This window comes from Streptomyces sp. NPDC001219, from assembly GCF_053597915.1.
The window spans coordinates 140634-157933 of the sequence record NZ_JBSFJF010000001.1 but is presented as its reverse complement, the minus strand read 5'-3'; the positions used below and the strand labels follow the sequence as shown (position 1 = coordinate 157933).

At 73.3% G+C, this 17300-nt stretch carries 13 protein-coding genes; 4 read left to right on the top strand and 9 right to left on the bottom strand.

Annotated elements, in window-relative coordinates; translation table 11 throughout:
* Positions 1 to 212: 212 nt before the first annotated feature.
* The gene (locus ACWC9R_RS00715; RefSeq protein ID WP_450727603.1) at positions 213 to 431 is read right to left on the bottom strand and encodes a hypothetical protein; all 219 of its coding nucleotides are present in this window, start codon (positions 429 to 431) and stop codon (positions 213 to 215) included.
* Between the two features lie 345 nt (positions 432 to 776).
* Here ACWC9R_RS00715 and ACWC9R_RS00710 point away from each other — a divergent pair, with 345 nt between their 5' ends.
* From ACWC9R_RS00710 to ACWC9R_RS00700, 3 genes are all read left to right on the top strand, one after another.
* Positions 777 to 1247, top strand: coding sequence for a MarR family winged helix-turn-helix transcriptional regulator (locus tag ACWC9R_RS00710; protein WP_450727601.1), 471 nt, complete (start codon positions 777 to 779; stop codon positions 1245 to 1247).
* An 11-nt stretch (positions 1248 to 1258) separates the two neighbouring features.
* On the top strand, positions 1259 to 3856 hold the full coding sequence (locus ACWC9R_RS00705; RefSeq protein ID WP_450727599.1) for an MFS transporter: 2598 nt from the start codon (positions 1259 to 1261) through the stop codon (positions 3854 to 3856).
* A gap of 244 nt (positions 3857 to 4100) precedes the next feature.
* Positions 4101 to 4943 carry a YceI family protein gene (locus ACWC9R_RS00700; protein WP_450727597.1) on the top strand — a complete coding sequence of 281 codons (843 nt, stop codon included), beginning with the start codon at positions 4101 to 4103 and terminating at the stop codon, positions 4941 to 4943.
* Between the two features lie 31 nt (positions 4944 to 4974).
* Here the strand turns inward: ACWC9R_RS00700 and ACWC9R_RS00695 are convergent, their stop codons facing one another.
* The 6 genes from ACWC9R_RS00695 to ACWC9R_RS00670 all read right to left on the bottom strand — a co-directional run bounded on the left by ACWC9R_RS00695 (position 4975) and on the right by ACWC9R_RS00670 (position 14131).
* Positions 4975 to 5745 (bottom strand): TetR/AcrR family transcriptional regulator, encoded by a 771-nt coding sequence (locus ACWC9R_RS00695; protein ID WP_450727595.1) that lies wholly within the window; start codon positions 5743 to 5745, stop codon positions 4975 to 4977.
* A gap of 143 nt (positions 5746 to 5888) precedes the next feature.
* Entirely contained in the window at positions 5889 to 7472 is a 1584-nt protein-coding gene (locus ACWC9R_RS00690) for an MFS transporter (RefSeq protein WP_450727593.1), read from the bottom strand.
* Between the two features lie 181 nt (positions 7473 to 7653).
* Positions 7654 to 9984: an ArnT family glycosyltransferase gene (locus ACWC9R_RS00685; RefSeq protein ID WP_450727591.1), complete on the bottom strand. Its 2331-nt coding sequence runs from the start codon at positions 9982 to 9984 to the stop codon at positions 7654 to 7656.
* Positions 9981 to 11297 carry a glycosyltransferase gene (locus ACWC9R_RS00680; RefSeq protein ID WP_450727589.1) on the bottom strand — a complete coding sequence of 439 codons (1317 nt, stop codon included), beginning with the start codon at positions 11295 to 11297 and terminating at the stop codon, positions 9981 to 9983. The genes ACWC9R_RS00685 and ACWC9R_RS00680 overlap by 4 nt, the downstream gene beginning before the upstream one ends.
* A 353-nt stretch (positions 11298 to 11650) precedes the next feature.
* On the bottom strand, positions 11651 to 13369 hold the full coding sequence (locus tag ACWC9R_RS00675) for a sensor histidine kinase (RefSeq protein ID WP_450727587.1): 1719 nt from the start codon (positions 13367 to 13369) through the stop codon (positions 11651 to 11653).
* Positions 13370 to 13375: 6 nt separating this feature from the next.
* Entirely contained in the window at positions 13376 to 14131 is a 756-nt protein-coding gene (locus ACWC9R_RS00670) for a response regulator transcription factor (RefSeq protein ID WP_362604087.1), read from the bottom strand.
* 394 nt (positions 14132 to 14525) lie between these two features.
* Here ACWC9R_RS00670 and ACWC9R_RS00665 point away from each other — a divergent pair, with 394 nt between their 5' ends.
* Positions 14526 to 15071: an NADPH-dependent FMN reductase gene (locus ACWC9R_RS00665; RefSeq protein WP_450727585.1), complete on the top strand. Its 546-nt coding sequence runs from the start codon at positions 14526 to 14528 to the stop codon at positions 15069 to 15071.
* 51 nt (positions 15072 to 15122) lie between these two features.
* On the opposite strand, the gene ACWC9R_RS00660 is transcribed toward ACWC9R_RS00665, so the two are convergent.
* Together ACWC9R_RS00660 and ACWC9R_RS00655 are read right to left on the bottom strand one after the other, a co-directional pair.
* Positions 15123 to 15998, bottom strand: a complete 876-nt coding sequence (locus tag ACWC9R_RS00660) for an amidohydrolase family protein (protein WP_450727583.1) — start codon at positions 15996 to 15998, stop codon at positions 15123 to 15125.
* Positions 15999 to 16201: 203 nt separating this feature from the next.
* Entirely contained in the window at positions 16202 to 17128 is a 927-nt protein-coding gene (locus ACWC9R_RS00655; protein ID WP_450727886.1) for a DUF2797 domain-containing protein, read from the bottom strand.
* Positions 17129 to 17300: the final 172 nt, after the last annotated feature.

Sequence of the window (17300 nt, the reverse complement as noted above, 5' to 3'; positions counted from 1 at the left end):
GGCCGGGGACGGACGGGGGGCCGGTCCCCCTTCAGGCGCCGGACCGGGGCTCCGTCACGCAGGAGCCGGGTCGGCGGAGGCGGCCGCCGCGGCACTCCGCTTCCGTGTCCACAGGCTGTGGGAAGCGCTGGGGCGGGCCCCTGCCGCACGGGGCGCGGAAAGAGCAAGGGCCCGGCATCGTGATGCCGGGCCCGGTGTGGTGCGGGAGTTGTTCAGGAGAGGGCCAGCCAGGCGGCGCCCGCCACGGCCAGGATGGCGACGATCACACCGACGATGAGGCCCACGCGGGGGCCGGCCGGCTGCTGGGGGGCGGCGGCGCGGCGGCTGCCGGCCTGCGGGGTGCCGCCCTCGTCCACGAAGGCGCGGAACATCTGCGTGCTGCCCGCCGGGTCGTAGTTGCCGCCGGCCTGGTTCTGCGGGTTGGTCGCCATGGGCAAGGACCCTAGCGAACCAAGGGCGGGGCGGCACCCCTGGGGCGCCCGCACCGCACCGCCGGGGGCGCCTGCGGAGCGGGCACCGGACGCGTACGGGGCGTGGGCGGGGGCGCGGGCAGGTCGTCTGAGGGTGTCCCGCTACCGACCGGTATCGGGCGGTGGCCGCCATCCGGCCTCCGACCTGCGGATTTGTCCGCCTCGGCGACTCCATTGACCAATCCCCGGTCCAGACTTTTGACCCCCTTTACTTCAACCCTGGACGAATCGTTTGCCTTCAGCAACCAACTTGCCTATGGTTGCCCCAAGCAACAAAAGATGTGCGAGGGATGCGTGGAGGAGCCGGTGGCAGCTCACAGTCAGTACGAGGAGCTGGCCAGGCAACTCAGCGCCATCGGTGCCGTCAAGCGCGAGATGGGGCGGATGCTGCCCCAGGAGTGCCCGCCCGCCTCGGCCGGGGTGCTCGCCCTGCTCGACCGGCACGGCGAGATGCGGATGAGCCAGCTCGCCGAGCTGCTCGCGATCGACATGTCGGTGACCAGCCGGCATGTGGCCCACGCCGCCGAGCGCGGCTGGATCGAGCGGAAGCCCGATCCGGCGGACAAGCGCTCACGGCTGCTGCGCCTGACCCCGAGCGGCACCGCGCTGCTGGCGGAGCTCGCCGAGCGCTACACGGCCACGCTCGCCCGGCACTTGGACGACTGGTCCGACGACGACGTCGGGCAGCTCACCGAGCTCCTCGCCAGGCTCCGCACGAGCTTCGGCGACTGCCGTCCCCGGGCACATCACGACCCCACCCGTACACCCGCAGGATGAAAAGGAACTACATGGCTACGACCACACCAGCCGGTGTGCGGGGCGGCCACGCCAGACACGGGGGCGGACAGCACGCCTCCGACGGAGCCCCGATGACGCACCGTCAGATCATGGAGGCGCTGTCCGGGCTGCTGCTCGGCATGTTCGTCGCCATTCTGTCGTCGACGATCGTCTCCAACGCGCTGCCGGAGATCATTCATGACCTCGACGGCGGGCAGAGCGCCTACACCTGGGTGGTCACCGCCTCGCTGCTGGCGATGACCGCGACCACCCCGCTGTGGGGCAAGCTCTCGGACCTGTTCAGCAAGAAGCTGCTGGTGCAGGTCGCGCTGGTCATCTACGTCGCGGGCTCGGTCGTCGCGGGTCTGTCGCAGAACACCGGGATGCTGATCGCCTGCCGCGTGGTGCAGGGCATAGGCGTGGGCGGTCTGTCCGCCCTGGCCCAGATCGTGATGGCCGCGATGATCTCGCCGCGGGAGCGCGGGCGTTACAGCGGCTACCTCGGCGCCACCTTCGCCGTCGCCACCGTCGGCGGCCCGCTGCTCGGCGGCGTCATCACCGACACCGACTGGCTCGGCTGGCGCTGGTGCTTCTACGTCGGTGTGCCGTTCGCGATCATCGCGCTGATCGTGCTGCAGAAGACCCTGAAGCTGCCCGTCGTCAGGCGCGAGGGCGTCAAGGTCGACTGGGCGGGCGCGTTCTTCATCAGCGCGGCGGTCTCGCTGCTGCTGGTGTGGGTGACGCTGGCCGGTGACAAGTACGACTGGATGTCGTGGCAGACCGCCGCGATGGTCGGCGGCGCGGTCGTGCTCGGCGCGGTCTTCGTCTTCGTCGAGACCAAGGCCAAGGAGCCGATCATCCCGTTGCGGCTGTTCCGCAACAAGACGATCACCCTGGCGTCGGTGGCCTCGCTGTTCGTCGGTATCGCGATGTTCTCCGGCACCGTCTTCTTCAGCCAGTACTTCCAGCTGGCGCGCGGTGAGTCGCCGACCATGTCCGGCGTCCTGACGATCCCGATGATCGGTGGCCTGTTCGTCTCGTCCACCGTCTCGGGCCAGGTCATCACCAAGACCGGCAAGTGGAAGGCCTGGCTGGTCAGCGGTGGTGTGCTGGTGACCGCGGGCCTCGGTCTGCTGGGCACCATCCGCTACGACACCGAGTACTGGCACATCGCGATCTTCATGGCGCTGATGGGCCTGGGCATCGGCATGATGATGCAGAACCTGGTGCTCGCCACGCAGAACCAGGTGGCCCCGGAGGACCTCGGCTCCGCCTCGTCCGTCGTGACCTTCTTCCGCTCCCTCGGCGGAGCGGTGGGTGTCTCGGCCCTCGGTGCGGTGCTGGCCAACCGCGTCACCCACTACGTCAAGGACGGGCTGGCCGACCTCGGCCCGAAGGCCGCCAAGGCCGCCGCCCACGGCGCCGGCAACAGCGGCGGCGGCATCCCCGACCTGGACGCCCTCCCGGCGCCGCTGCGCACCGTCATGGAGAGCGCCTACGGCCACGGTGTCGGCGATGTGTTCCTCTACGCGGCGCCCTGTGCGCTGCTCGCCTTCCTCTTCACCCTGTTCATCAAGGAGGTCGCGTTGAAGACGCGTGGCGGACTGGCCCAGAGCTCGGAGGGCGAGGAGGCCGCGGCCGTCCCGGCCCAGGCCCCGGCCGCCGCCCCGGAGGCCGTCATCCCGGCGCAGGCCGAGGAGCGGGAGCCCGCCCTGGTGGGCGCCGCCCCGGTGGCCCCGGACGACACGGCGCACACGCCCTCCTGGGCGCGCCCGGCCGCCGCGACGGCCACCCGGCCGCTGGCGGCGTACGCCTCGGCCGGCGGCGGGGACGGCATCCCGTCCGGCCCCGCGGTGCACGGCTTCGTCCGGAACGCGGAGGGCAACCCCGTACCGCGCTCCGCGGTGACGCTGATCTCGCTCGGCGGGCGGCAGTTGGGCCGCGCGGTCGCCCAGGCCAACGGCTCGTACGTGCTCGACGCCCCCGGCGCCGGCTCGTACGTGCTGATCGCCGCGGCCGACGGCCACCAGCCGCAGGCGTCCACGGTCGTCATCGGCGAGGCGCCGCACGCCTACGACATCCTGCTCAGCGGCACCAGCGGCCTCGGCGGCCAGGTCCGCAGCGCGGCCACCGGCGCACCGGTCGACGGGGCGATGGTCGTCGTCACCGACGTCCGCGGCGAGGTGCTGGCCACCGGAAAGACCGGCGCCGAGGGCCACTTCGCCTTCGACGAGCTGGCGCCCGGGACCTTCACCGTCGCGGTGAACGCCCCGAATCACCGCCCGGCCGCGCTGCCGGTCGAGATCGGCGGCCAGGGCACCACCCGGATCGAGATCGAGCTGCTGTCCGGCGCGCGGGTGCAGGGCGTCGTGCGGGCCGGTGCGCACCGCCGGCCGCTGCCCGACGCACGGGTCACGCTGGTGGACGCGGCGGGCAATGTCGTGGCCACCTCGACGACCGGGGAGGACGGCGCCTACGCCTTCACCGACCTGGACGCCGGCGACTACACGGTCATCGCGAGCGGCTACCCGCCCGTCGCCACCGGCCTCGCGGTCGAGGCGCACGGGGTCGACGGCTACGACGTCGAACTCGCGCATCCCGGGGACTGAAACCCCCCGGGCCCGGGGATCTCACCCGGGAGCGATACCCCGGTCCGGCGCGCGCGTTGAGCGGAGGCGCGCCCCGGACCGGACCCAGGGCTCCGGCGGCGGCGCTGCGCACAGGCAGGGGACGGCCTGCACGCCGCCGTCCGGAGCCCGCACACTTTCCCCCGTGCTCCTGGGTCCCCCGCTCCGCTTCGGACGGGGACCCCGGGAGCACGGGGACACCACCAGGCAACAAACGGGAGAGGCAATGACTTCGACGGGCGCGGGAGCTGCGGGACTGAGGGCCCAGGTCCGCACACGGGACGGCTGGGCGGTCCAGCACGCCGTACTGACCGTCACCGACATGACCGGCGCGCAGGTGCTGCGGGCCTCGGCGGACGACGAGGGCACCCTCCGCAGCGCGGAGCCGCTGCCGGCCGGCCCGTACACGGTCATCGTGACGGCCGTCGGCTACGCACCGGCCGCCTCCAGCGCGATCGTGACGGCCAGCGGCCGGATGGACGTCGGCACCGTCGTCCTGGCCCGGCAGGGCGGGGCCGAGCTGCCGCCGCCCGGTACCTGGACCATCGACCCGATGCACTCGACGGTGGCGGCGGTCGCCCAGCACCTGGGGATCTCCAGCGTGCACGGCCGGTTCACCGAGTTCAGCGGCCGGATCGAGATCGCTGAGGACCTCAGCGCCTCGCGGGTCGAGGCCGTCATCAAGGCCGCCTCCATCGACACCGGCAACGGGATGCGGGACGGCCATCTGCGCTCCGAGGACTTCCTGAACATCGAGGAGTACCCGGAGATCACCTACCGCAGCACGGGACTGGCACCGGCCGGGCCGGACCGCTGGACCGTGCACGGCGAGCTGTCGCTGCACGGTGTCGTCCGGCCGGTGGACCTGGCGCTGAGCTACCTCGGCACCGGCCCCGACCCCTGGGGCGGGGTGCGCGCCGCGTTCCGGGCCACCGCGGAACTGCGCCGCGAGGACTTCAAGATGAACTACAACCAGGTCGTGGCGGCCGGTATCGCGGCCATCGGGACCACGCTGAAGGTCGAGCTGGACGTCCAGGCGGTGCAGGGGGAGAGCCTGCCGACGGGGTGAGGCCTCCGGGTCTCCCCCGGGCCCGCGCGCGTCACTCCCCCGCCCGGTCCCGCATCGCCTCGATCCCGGCGATCTGGAGGTCGAGGGCGAACGCGAAGTCGCGGTCGCGCATCTCCCGTACGGTGCTTCCGCCGCGGGCCTCCATGACCTTGGTGGAGTTCTCCACCGTCTCCGCGAACTCCGGACGGTTCCGGACCGAGGCCAGCACCTGCTGGAAGTAGTCGTCGACGGGCATCCCCGCCTCCTCGCAACGGGCGTTGAACAGGCCCTCGATGGTCGCGAAGCCGTAGACGAACTGGAAGACGGCGGACAGCCCGCCGGTGATCTGCTGGAGCGACAGCCCGCTCTCCTTCATCACCCGCATGCTGGCGTTGGAGAAGGCGATCGAGTGCGGGCCGATGTTGATGTACGTGCCCAGCAGCCGGGCCACCCAGGCGTGGCCGGTCAGCAGGGTGCGGTACTCGTGGGCCAGTGAGCGCAGATGGTCCCGCCAGTCCCGGCCGGTGTCGGCCTCGTCCGGCAGCCGCATCTCGCCCATGACGTGGTCCAGGGCGAGTTCCAGCAGGTCGTCCTTGGTGTCGACGTACCAGTAGACGGACATCGCGGTGACGCCCAGCTCGGCGGCGAGCCGGCGCATGGAGAACTTCGCCAGGCCCTCGGCGTCCAGCAGCCGGACCGTCGCCGCGACGATCTTGTCGCGGTCGAGTCCGGCCGGCTGGTCCGCCTTCCGCTTGAGCGGGGGGCGTTCGGTCAGCCAGACGCTGTTCGGCCGCTTTCCGGTACGGCCGTCCGTCGCTGCCATGGCGCCCCTCCCTGCCCTGAGCGTCTTCGACGTCCTGGGTGTCGTCGTCGGTGTCGTGTGCGGCGTCGTGTCCGGTGGACGGCGCGTACGGGTGTCATACGCGCCGTCGGCACCCGCCGTTCACGATCATGTCCCCGCCGATGCTATTCCGCCGCGGCGGCCGCCGGTTCCGCACCTGAGGAGGGGGCCGGTGCCGCGGTGTCCTGGCCGGTGCGCTCCGCCCGGCGCAGCAGGACGGCGGCGACCAGCCCGCCGAGGAGCACCGCGGCCGCGCCGACCAGCTGACTGGTGCCGATACCGGCGGCGAAGGCGTCGTGCACGGCGGCCCGTTCGGCGTCCGTACGGGTCCGGGCGAGCGCCGCGGGCAGCGAGCCGGCACCGGCGGCGGCCAGCGGAAGCAGCGCGACGAAGCGGGAGTTGAGGACCGCGCCGAGGACGGCGACGCCGAGCCCCTGGCCGAACTCCATCAGCGTGCCGTTGACGCCCGCCCCCACCCCGGCCTTGGCCGGCGGGATCGCGGACATGATGGCGTTGGCCATGGTCGGCATGGCGAAGGCGACCCCGACGCCCATCACGATCAGGCCGGTCAGCATGCCGCTGTAGCTGTCGCCGCCGAGCAGGGAGATGGCGGCGAGACCGGCCGCGAGCAGCGACATCCCCGAGACGATCATGCCGGGGGTGCCGAGCCTGGGCAGCAGCCGCGCGCTCAGCCCGGTGAAGTTGATCAGGATGACGGTGACGGCGAGCGGCGCCATCCGCAGTCCGGCGTCCAGCGGGCCGTAGCCGAGGACCAGTTGCAGATGCTGGGTGAGCAGGAACATCGAGCCGCCCATGCCGAAGGCGACGAGGATGCCGCCGGAGACGGCCCCGATGAACCGGCGGTTGCGGAAGAAGTGCATGTCCAGCATCGGATACGGGACGCGCAGCTCCCACAGCACGAAGGCCGCGAGACCGATGAGGCCGATGGCGGCGGAGACCAGCACCCGCCCGGACAGCCAGCCGGTGACCGGCCCGGAGATGATCGCGAAGACCACCCCGACCATGCCGATCATGGACAGCAGGGCACCCGGGAGGTCCACGGGCGTCGCCCCGGCCGGGCGCGTGCCGGGCCCGCCGCCGCTCGCGGACTCGGGGACCAGGGTGAGGACGGCGGCCAGCGACAGCACCGCGACCGGGAGGTTGACGAGGAACAGCGAGCCCCACCAGAAGTGGTCGAGCAGCGCACCGCCGATCAGCGGTCCGGCGGCGAAGCCGAGCGAGTTGACCGAGCTCCAGATGCCGATCGCCCGGGGGCGCTCCTCGTCGTCGAAGATCTGCATGACGACGGCGAGGGTGGTGGTCACCAGCAGCGCGCCGCCGACGCCCATCCCGGCGCGGGCGGCGATGAGCTGGCCGGGGGACTGGGCGAGGGCGGCGCCGAGCGAGGCGGCACCGAACAGCACCAGGCCGACGGCGAGCATCTTCTTGCGGCCGTAGCGGTCCGCGGCGTTGCCCGCGGTGAGCAGCAGGCCCGACTGGACCAGTGCGTAGGCGTTGATCATCCACTGCACGTCGGCGGTGCTCGCGCCCAGGTCCCCGGTGAGCGAGGGGATGGCGACGTTGAGGACGGTGTTGTCGAGGATGACCGTCAGCTGGGCGAGGCAGATGACGGCCAGGATCAGCCAGCGGGCGGCGGTCCGGCCCGGCGGCTGGAGTGTGGTGGTGGCGTCGGAGGCCACGGGGGACATATGGGCTCCCTGTCCGGTGTGGGCGTTGACTTACACCGTACAGGGAGCGCTATACGCCGTACATTTCGTTTTCGGCCGGACGGGGGACGTGTCCCGGCGGGGCGCGGCTGCCGGGGGGCGAGCCCCGCCCGCGTCTGGCTGCCGGGCGCGCCCCGCCCGGATCACTTGGTGGCGCCCCCCGTCACGTCTTCCGGGCGGTCAGGTCGTAGAAGGTGGCGTCGCCGACGGTGACCTTCTCGAAGGTCTTCGTCACCCAGGCCGAGATCTCCGAGGCGTCGCCCCCGTTGCCACCGGGGCCGCGACGTCCGCCCGCGACGAAGTAGTGGATCTTTCCGTCCGCGACGTACTCCTTGAACCGGGCGAGGGTCGGCGAGGGGTCGCTCCCGTTGAAGCCGCCGATCGCCATCACCGGCTTCTCGGTGGCGAGTTGGTAGCTCGCGGCGGTCTGGGAGCCGATGGCCGCGGCGGCCCAGGTGTAGTCGTCCGCGTCCTTCGCCAGCAGCGCCTTGGCCCGGTCACTCACCTTGGCGCCGTTGAGCAGCCCGCCCATACCGCCCATCCGGCCGCCGCCCTCACCGGAGCGGCCCATACCGCCGGGGAAGCCACCCCGGCCCCCGGGCCACCCCTGGGCACTGTGCTGGTTCCGGCCCTGGTTCTGGCCTTGCTTCTGGCCCTGGTTCTGGCCCGGGTTGGTGCCCTGCGGGCCGCCCGGGGGCCGGCCCTGGCCCTGGCCGGCGCCCTGGCCCTGGCCCGCGCCCGGAGCGCCGCCGAGTGCACCGCCCGGGGCGCCGCCGTTGCGGCCGGGCATCCCGCCGCCCGGGAACCGGCCGCCGGGCCCGCCCATACCGCCGCGCACCGTGGGACCGGCCGTGACGATGGACCCGCCCTTGGCCGTGTTGACCGTGTCGAGCGTGTACGCCACCGGACCGGCCAGCGCCGTCACCACCCCGAGCCCGGCCGCGACCACCGCGAGCCGCCGTCCCGCCCGCACCGGCGCGCCACCGGCCACGGGCGCCCCGTCCACGGCGGGTGCCCCGTCCGGAGCCACCGCCCCCTCCGCGGCCGCCGCCTCCTCCTGCGCCGCCGCCTCCTTAGGTGCCGCCGCCCCCTTCCGCGCCGACAGCAGCAGTCCCAGCGCCGCGAGCAGGCCGAGCGCAGCCACCGTCCAGCGCAGCCACGGCAGCCACTCCGGGGAGCGGTTCAGCAGCACGAACGACCATCCGGCGGTCACCGCCACCGTCCCGGCCAGGACGTACGCCGCGAGCCGACCGCCGCGCCGCCACAACAGCGCCGCCCCCATCCCGACCAGCGCCGCGACATACGGGGCCAGCGCGATGTTGTAGTACTGGTGGAAGATCCCGGACATGAAGCTGAAGGTCGTGAAGGTCATCAGCAGCGCGCCGCCCCAGACCAGGAACTCCGTGCGCTGAGCGGCCTGTTCGGCGGCCACCGCACGCCGCGCCCGCCACAGCACCGCCACCGCCGCGACCAGCAGGATCAGCGCCGCGGGCAGCAGCCACGAGATCTGCCCACCCATGTCGGAGGAGAACAGCCGGGTGATCCCGGTCTCGCCCCAGCCGCCACCGCCGCCACCGGGACGGCCGCCGCCCCCGACGCTGCCCTTCTCGTTGCCGGTGATCCGCCCGAAGCCGTTGTAGCCGAAGGTCAGCTCCAGGAAGCTGTTGCCCTGCGACCCGCCGATGTACGGGCGCGAGGCGGCCGGCCACAGCTCGACGAGCGCCACCCACCAGCCGCCGGACACCACGAGCGCCAGCCCGGCGAGCAGCAGCTGACCGAACCGCCGGCGCAGCGCGACCGGCGCACAGCAGGCGTGGACGACGGCGAGCGGTGGCAGGATCAGCCACGCCTGCAGCGTCTTGGTGAGGAAGCCGAGCCCGAAGCAGACCCCGGCCAGCACCAGCCACTTCGTCCGGCCGCGCTCCAGGGCGCGCAGGACACAGGCGACCGCGCAGACCATCAGCAGGCACAGCAGCGCATCGGGGTTGTTGAACCGGAACATCAGCGCCGCGACCGGCGTCACCGCCAGCGTCGCGCCCGCCAGCAGCCCCGCCCCCGCGCCGAACCGCCGCCGTACGGCCCCGTGGAGCACCCCGACCGCCGCCACGCCCATGAGCGCCTCGGGCACCAGGACCGCCCACGAGCTGAGCCCGAAGAGCCGTACGGACAGCGCCATCGGCCACAGCGCGGCCGGCGGCTTGTCGACGGTGATGGCGTTCGCGGCGTCGGACGAGCCGAAGAAGAAGGCCTTCCAGCTCTCGCTGCCGGCCTGTACGGCGGCCGAGTAGAACTGGTTGGCGTACCCGGAGGAGGACAGGCTCCAGAGGTAGAGCACCGCGGTGACCAGCAGCAACGCCAGCAGTGTGGGCCGCTCCCAGCGCGCGGCCGGCGCCGGTGCCAGGGGCGCCGGGGGCTCGTCGGCCGCGGCCGGCGCGCTCCCCTGTGCGGTGGTCGGCGGCGGGGCGGGTGTGCCGGGCCGGTGCTGCGGGGTCATCGAGTGCTCCTGGTGAGATCGTTGTCGTACGAGGGGTGCGCCGGGGCGGCGCCTTCGTCCCGCCGGTCGCGGTCCGGGAAGACCCAGGCGCGGAAGAGCAGGAACCGCAGCACCGTCGCCGCGAGGTTGGCGGCCACCAGCACCGCGAGTTCGGTGCCGTGCGAGGCGGTGCCGCCGGCCGCTTCGAGGGCGGCGAGGGAGCCGCTGGTCAGCACCAGTCCGATGGCGAAGACCACCAGGCCCTGGGCCTGATGGCGGACCGCCCGGCGCCGGCCGCGCACCCCGAAGGTCAGCCGCCGGTTGGCGGCCGTATTGGCCAGCGCCGACAGCAACAGCGCGGCCGCGTTGGCCAGTTGGGCGCCCGTGCCGAGGCGGAAGAAGGAGAAGAGGGCGAGGTAGAGCAGGGTGCTCAGCCCGCCGACGACGCAGAAACCGACCAGCTGACGGGCCAGCCCGCCGGGCACACCGGCCAGCTCACGGTCCCGCGGATCGTCCCCGAACGGCCGGGCGAGCCGGTCCAGCGGCAGCCCGCCGGTCGCCAGCGCCCGCCCCACCCGCCACACGCCCTTGAGGTCGTCGGTGGCCGTCCGCACCAGCTGCACGGTGCTGTGCGGGTCGTCGACCCAGTCCACCGGCACCTCGTGAATCCGCAGCCCGGCCCGCTCCGCGAGCACCAGCAGCTCGGTGTCGAAGAACCATCCGGTGTCCTCGACCATCGGCAGCAGCCGCGCGGCGACCTCGCCGCGGATCGCCTTGAACCCGCACTGCGCGTCGGAGAACCGGGCGGCGAGCGAGCCCCGCAGGATGAGGTTGTACGTCCGCGAGATGAACTCCCGCTTCGGCCCCCGCACCACCCGCGCGCTGCGGCTGAGCCGGGAGCCGATCGCCAGGTCCGAGTGCCCGGAGATCAGCGGCGCCACCAGCGGCAGCAGCGCGTTGAGGTCGGTGGACAGATCGACGTCCATATAGGCCAGCACCGGCGCCTCGGAGAGCGACCAGACGGTGCGCAGCGCCCGCCCGCGCCCCTTCTGCTCCAGCCGCACCGCGGTGACCTCGTCGAGCGCCTCGTCGAGCCGCGCGGCGACCTCCGGCGTCCGGTCCGTACTCGCGTTGTCCGCGATGGTGATCCGGAAGCCGTACGGAAAGGTCCGGGCGAGGTGCTCACGCAACCGCCGCACACAGGTTTCGAGGTCGCGCTCCTCGTTGTAGACGGGGATCACCACATCGAGAACGGTCGCGATCTGACCGAGCCGCAGATGCTCACGCGGCGGCAGGGAGCCCAGCGGAGCGCGGGCCGGCTGTGTCGTCGTCATAGGACGACAGTCACCATCCCCGCTGTCACGGCAGTGTGCTGTGCCTGTGTCCGGGCTGTGAGTGCCCCGGGGGCGGGGGGCGGGGGCCGGGGGGGTGTGACCTGGGGTGGGGTGTTTCTCGCGGGGCTGTCTTTGGGCCGCGGGGCTGTCTTTGGGGCGCGGGGGCTGCCTCAGCTGTACGGGGGCTGCCTCTGGGGCGCGGGCTGCTCTCTGCGTTCAACGGGGTGCACGGGCCCACCGGCGTACGCCACCACCCACCGTTTTCCCACCCCCCAACGGGAGGGGACGGGCCGGAGGGGCAGGGGTGTGGGACGTAAAGCGAAGCAGTCCCACACCCCTGCCCCGGAGGCCCGTCACCGCACCCCGACAGCCCCGCGCAGCGGACCCACGCCCACAGACGGCAACGTCACCGAGAAGACGGTCCGCCCCACCACACTCCCAACCCGCACCGTCCCACCATGCGCAGCCACCACCGCCTGCACAATCGCAAGCCCCAACCCCGTACTCCCAGCGCCCCGCGACCGCGACGCATCCCCCCGGGCAAATCGCTCGAAGACATGCGGCAGCAACTCCGCCGGAATACCCGGCCCGTCATCCTGAACCTCCAGCTCCACGGCCCCGGCGGCCGCGCCACGAACGGCCCCGCCGCCCCCGGCGCCCCCGGCGGCCTCGGCGGCCCCGCCCGCGACCGCACGCACCCGAGCCGTCACCGTGGTCCCCTCCGGCGTATGCGTACGCGCATTGGCCAGCAGGTTCACCAGAATCTGGTGCAACCGTCCGGCATCGCCGTACACCAGCGCCGGCTCCTCGGGCAGCTCCAGCCGCCACCGGTGACCGGGACCGGCCACCCGCGCGTCGCTCACCGCGTCGACCACCAGCGGCGACAGATCGGTGCGCGCGTACGCGAGCGGGCGCCCGGAGTCCAGCCGGGCGAGCAGCAGCAGGTCCTCCACCAGCCCCGTCATCCGCTCGGCCTCCGACTCGATCCGCCCCAGGGCGTGCCGGGTCTCCGGTCCGGGCTGTTCCCGCCCGCGCCGGGTCAGCTCGGCGTAGCCGCGGATCGACGCGAGCGGGGTACGCAGCTCATGGCTGGCGTCGGCGACGAACCGCCGCACCCGGGTCTCGCTCTCCTGCCGGGCCGCGAGCGCCGAACCGACGTGCCCCAGCAGCCGGTTCAGCGCCGCCCCGACCTGCCCCACTTCCGTACGCCCGTCCGACTCGGACGCCGGGACCCGGACATGCAGCGCCACCTCGCCCTGATGGAGCGGGAGTTCGGAGACACGGGTGGCGGTCGCGGCGACCCGGCGCAGCGGGCGGAGCGCGATGCCGACCATGGCCGATCCCGCGAGCCCGGCCGCGGCCAGCCCGGCGGCCGTCACACAGGCCTCGATGAGGACGAGCCGGCCGACGGTCTTCTGGACATCGGTGAGCGGCATGCCGAGCACCAGAGGGCGGTCGCCCTTGGCGGACGCGACCCGGTAGTCACCGAGTCCGGGCAGCTCGGCGGTGTGCGGACGGCCGTCCCGCGGAACCGAGTTCAGCGCCCTGACCTGCGCGCGGGTCAGCTTCGCCAACCGGTCCTCGGGCATCCGTCCGGTCGGGTTGTCCAGCTTCGCACCGTCCGTGACCGTCCCGTCGGGCCCGACCCGCCCGCCCACCGACCCGAGCGGCTGGCCACCCATCGCCACGAATTCCAGACCGTCCTGGGGCGGCATGGGGTCATGGGGACGCACGAACTGGGCACGGTGCACGGAATCCCGCAGCCGTACGTCCAACTCCCCCTGCATGTAGGAGTACAGGGCGATGGTCGTCACCGTCCCGATGACGGCACCGACGACGGCGATCAGGGCCACCGCCGACACCACGAGCCGCGTCCGCAGCGACCACCGGCGACGGGGGGCACGGGCCGCTGCGGGCTGCTGGGGCGGCTCGGACAGCTCGGATCGCTCGGACGGCCCGAGCGGCCCGAGCGGCACGGACCGCTCGGGCGGCTGGGGCGGCTCGGCGGCCTTGGCCGGAGCGGGCCCCGGGACGGGTCCCGGAACGGTTCTAGGGGCGGGCTTCCCACTCATCGCCCGCTACCCACCCGGCTTGATCAGATAACCCGCACCCCGGCGGGTGTGGATCATCGGCGCCCGCCCCACGTCGATCTTCCGCCGCAGATACGAGATGTACAGCTCCACGACGTTGGCCTGCCCGCCGAAGTCATAGCTCCAGACCCGGTCGAGGATCTGGGTCTTGCTCAGCACCCGCCGTGGATTGCGCATCAGATAGCGCAGCAGCTCGAACTCGGTGGCCGTCAGATGGATCTCCTGGCCGTCCCGCCACACCTCGTGGCTGTCCTCGTCGAGCACCAGATCACCCACCGTCAACCGCGATTCGCTGCGCGCCGCCGCCGCCCCGGCCCGGCGCAGCAGCCCCCGCAGCCTGGCCACCACCTCTTCGAGGCTGAACGGCTTGGTGACGTAGTCGTCGCCACCCGCCGTCAGTCCGGCGATCCGGTCCTCGACCGCGTCCTTGGCGGTGAGGAACAGCACCGGTACGTCCGGGAGTTCACGCCGCAGCCGCCCGAGCACGGTCAGCCCGTCCATGTCCGGCAGCATCACATCGAGCAGCACCGCGTCCGGCCGCCAACTACGGGCACAGCGCAGCGCACCGGCGCCGTCCCCCTCCGCGCGGATGTCCCAGCCCTCGTAGCGCAGCGCCAGCGACAACAGATCGGCGAGCGAGGACTCGTCGTCCACGACCAGCACCCGTACGGGACTGCCGTCGGGCCGCAACAGCTCCGGCTGCTTACCGGGCGCGCCCCTGGAGGACGACGCCGGAGCCGGCATACGAAACGACGCTGAGGACGAGGAAGTCACGGTCATGCCGGGAGCCTGACCGCCCGCCGTGAAAGCTCCCTTGCGGCTTCCTGTGAATCTCCTGAGAATCCGCCATGCTCTGTGGCCCCCTTTCCTTCCCCCTCCCCCGTGTCCGACCGGTGTGGACCGACCTGGGCCGCCCCCCGCGCGGTCCAGGTCGATCACCACTTCTTAAGCATCGCACCCACCACTGACAATCGCTCTGACCAGCACTTTCCTTCCCTCAGGCACCACCTCCGGCTCCCGCACCCGCGGCGGTCGCACCCACCCAAAGCCCCCGCGCCCCACCTCACGTCCGACTCACCGCACCCGTCCGCCCACGCGCCGCCGCACCCCGCCCCGGTCGCCACGTACCGTCGGCCCCATGAGACTCATCGCCCTCTCCGGCAGTCTGCGTGCGCGCTCCTCCAACGGTGCGGTGCTGCGCTCCGCGCTCACCTTCTGGGACGGCCCTTCCGCCACCGCGGACATCGGCGGGCTCCCGCACTTCAACCCCGATCTGGACGGCGAGGGCGCCACGCCCCCCGCCCCGGTCGCCGCCCTGCGCACCGCCGTCGCGGCCGCCGACGCCCTGCTGGTCGTCAGCCCCGAATACGCGCACGGGGTCCCCGGCGCCCTCAAGAACGCGCTCGACTGGCTGGTCAGCAGCGGCGAATGCGTCAGCAAGCCGGTCGCGGTGATCACCGCCTCGCCGTCCCCCAGCGGCGGTGACCACGCCAACGCCCAGCTCCGCGAGGTGCTGCGGATGATGACCGGCGAGGTCGTGACGGGCGCCTGCCGCGAGATCCCCGCCATCGGCCCGAAGATCGACCCCACCACGGAACGCGTGACGGACGAGGCCACGCTCGCCGACCTGGGCGCGGCAATGGCTCATCTGGCCGCGGCCGCCACCCCGCTCACGACACCCTGACGGCGGCCCGCCCGCCGACCGCCACCGCGGCCGCGGCCGTGGCCGCCCCGCTCACACGCCGAACAGCCGCGCCGCGTTCCCGTGACAGACCCCGCGCAGCCAGTCGTCCCCCAGCTCCAGCCCGGCCAGCACCTCCAGGGCATGGGCGTACCCGTAGGGGATGTTGGGGAAGTCGCTGCCGAACAGCACCCGTTCGCCGAGGTCCCTGAGCCGGCCGCGTTCCGCCCGCGGGAACGGCGCGTCCCGCTCGGCGAAGTCCGTGAACGCCATGGTCGTATCGAGGTACACACCCGGATAGCGCTGCGCGAGGTCCAGGAAGTCGGCGTACTCCGGCATCCCCAGGTGCGCGATGATCAGCCGCAGCCGGGGGTGGCGGGCCAGCAGCCGGGCGATCGGTTCGGGCCCGGTGTGCTTGCCCGGCACCGGGCCGGACCCGCAGTGGGTGACGACCGGCACCCCGGCCTCGGCCAGGGCGCCCCACACGGGGTCGAGCAGCGCACCGGCCGGGTCGTACCCGCCCACCTGCACATGCGCCTTGAAGACCCGGGCCCCGTCGGCGAGTTCGGCGCGCACGTACTCCGCCGCGCCGTCCTCCGGGAAGAACGTCGCGGTCCGCAGGCAGTCCGGCGTACGGGACGCGAAGTCGGCCGCCCAGCCGTTCAGCCACCGTGCCATCCCCGGCTTGTGCGGATAGATCATCGAGGTGAAGGCGCGTACGCCGAAGCCGCGCAGCACCGCCAGCCGCTGGTCCTCCTCGTACCGGTAGGCGATCGGCCACTCCCGGTTCACCAGGGGACCGGCCGCGTCGAAGTACGCCCAGACCTTCGCCATCACCCGCTCGGGCATGAAGTGCGTATGCACGTCGATCAGCCCCGGCAGCCCCAACTCCCGCCAGAACGCGCCGACCCGCTCGTCCCCGTCCGCCACCAGGGCCCCTCCCTCACCGTCCGCCCTCAGGGTCCGGCCCTTACGGCCTCCCCCCTACGGCCCCGCCCCTACGGCACGAACCGGTACGCGCCAGGCGACGCGGCACCGACCGGCACCACCCGGCCGTGGCAGGCCCACACAGCCCGCTGAGCCACACCGGCCCACCCACTACCTGCACGCACCATCCAAACGCCCCCACCCCCTCAGAACAACCCCTCCTGCCCGCCGGCCCCCTCCCGCGCCCCGTCCCCCGCCCCGCGCACCGCGGCCCGCACCGGCACCGTCGTCACCCGCCCCACGGCGGCCCCCAGCACCCACCCCGACAACAGCCGCGCATCCAGCACCGCGACCCCACCCCCGGCCGCGTCCCCCTCCCCGACGCCGCGCCCGCTCCCGCCCTCGGCCCCGGCACCACCACTGCCACTGCCACTGCCACTGCCACCGGCAACCCCGCCCCCAGCCAACCGCAGATACACATCGGCCCCCACCCCGGTCAGCACCTCCCCCACGATCTCCGCCCCGGGCGTCATCCCGCCCAGCTCCGCCACCTCCCCCGGAATCCGGTCGAGCCCGAACAGCTCCGCATGGTCGGCGCAGGCGAACTCCACCGGCTCCAGCGTCTCCGGCCAGCCCGCCAACCCCTTCGCGGCGCCGTGTAGTTGAGCCAACTCGTCGGCCCGCTCCGGCAGCGGCGGCAGCGCCCCGCGCGCCGCCCGCTTGGCCGCCTTCGTGAACCGGTCGGGCACCGCCAGCGCGCTCCCCAGCAGCGCCTCCGCCCGCCGCGCCGCCATCAACGGCCCCCGGCCCAGCCAGGCGTACGCCACCGCCCCCTGCTCCACCAGCCGGGCCGGGCCGCGCTCGGCGGCCGTGATCCCCACCTTGAGCAGGCCGGGGCCGAAGTAGGCGAGATAGACGGCGTACGGACGCGGATCGTCGGCCATGGTGTCCGCGGCCACCGAACGCGACCGGTCCAACTGGGCGCACCGCGCACACTGGTCCCTGGCGCTCGCCCCGTCGAGCACCGCCCCGTACGGGCACACGATCCAGCGGCCGGCCCGCCACACCCCCAGACACAGCCGCTCACCCCGCGCGGCGAAGGCCAGCTGCTTGCCCGCGGGGAGCGGACTCACCCGCGCCTCGCCCCGCTCGGCGCAATACCAGCCGAGCCGCTGCCCGAACCGCCCCTCCGGCCCCGACCCGCCACCCGACCAGCGCGGTCCCGTACATCGCCACACACCGCCAGCGTACGACCACCCACTGACAACGCCACCCGCCCGGCCCCGGCGCCCGGCACGCCCTTCA

Excerpts from the sequence above, each read along its gene's own strand:
- ACWC9R_RS00675 (WP_450727587.1), bottom strand. The coding sequence starts at position 13,369 with ATGAGTGGGAAGCCCGCCCCTAGAACCGTTCCGGGACCCGTCCCGGGG.
- ACWC9R_RS00685 (WP_450727591.1), bottom strand. The coding sequence starts at position 9,984 with ATGACCCCGCAGCACCGGCCCGGCACACCCGCCCCGCCGCCGACCACC.
- ACWC9R_RS00690 (WP_450727593.1), bottom strand. The coding sequence starts at position 7,472 with ATGTCCCCCGTGGCCTCCGACGCCACCACCACACTCCAGCCGCCGGGC.
- ACWC9R_RS00665 (WP_450727585.1), top strand. The coding sequence starts at position 14,526 with ATGAGACTCATCGCCCTCTCCGGCAGTCTGCGTGCGCGCTCCTCCAAC.
- ACWC9R_RS00680 (WP_450727589.1), bottom strand. The coding sequence starts at position 11,297 with ATGACGACGACACAGCCGGCCCGCGCTCCGCTGGGCTCCCTGCCGCCG.
- ACWC9R_RS00705 (WP_450727599.1), top strand. The coding sequence starts at position 1,259 with ATGGCTACGACCACACCAGCCGGTGTGCGGGGCGGCCACGCCAGACAC.
- ACWC9R_RS00700 (WP_450727597.1), top strand. The coding sequence starts at position 4,101 with ATGACTTCGACGGGCGCGGGAGCTGCGGGACTGAGGGCCCAGGTCCGC.
- ACWC9R_RS00715 (WP_450727603.1), bottom strand. The coding sequence starts at position 431 with ATGGCGACCAACCCGCAGAACCAGGCCGGCGGCAACTACGACCCGGCG.
- ACWC9R_RS00670 (WP_362604087.1), bottom strand. The coding sequence starts at position 14,131 with ATGCCGGCTCCGGCGTCGTCCTCCAGGGGCGCGCCCGGTAAGCAGCCG.
- ACWC9R_RS00695 (WP_450727595.1), bottom strand. The coding sequence starts at position 5,745 with ATGGCAGCGACGGACGGCCGTACCGGAAAGCGGCCGAACAGCGTCTGG.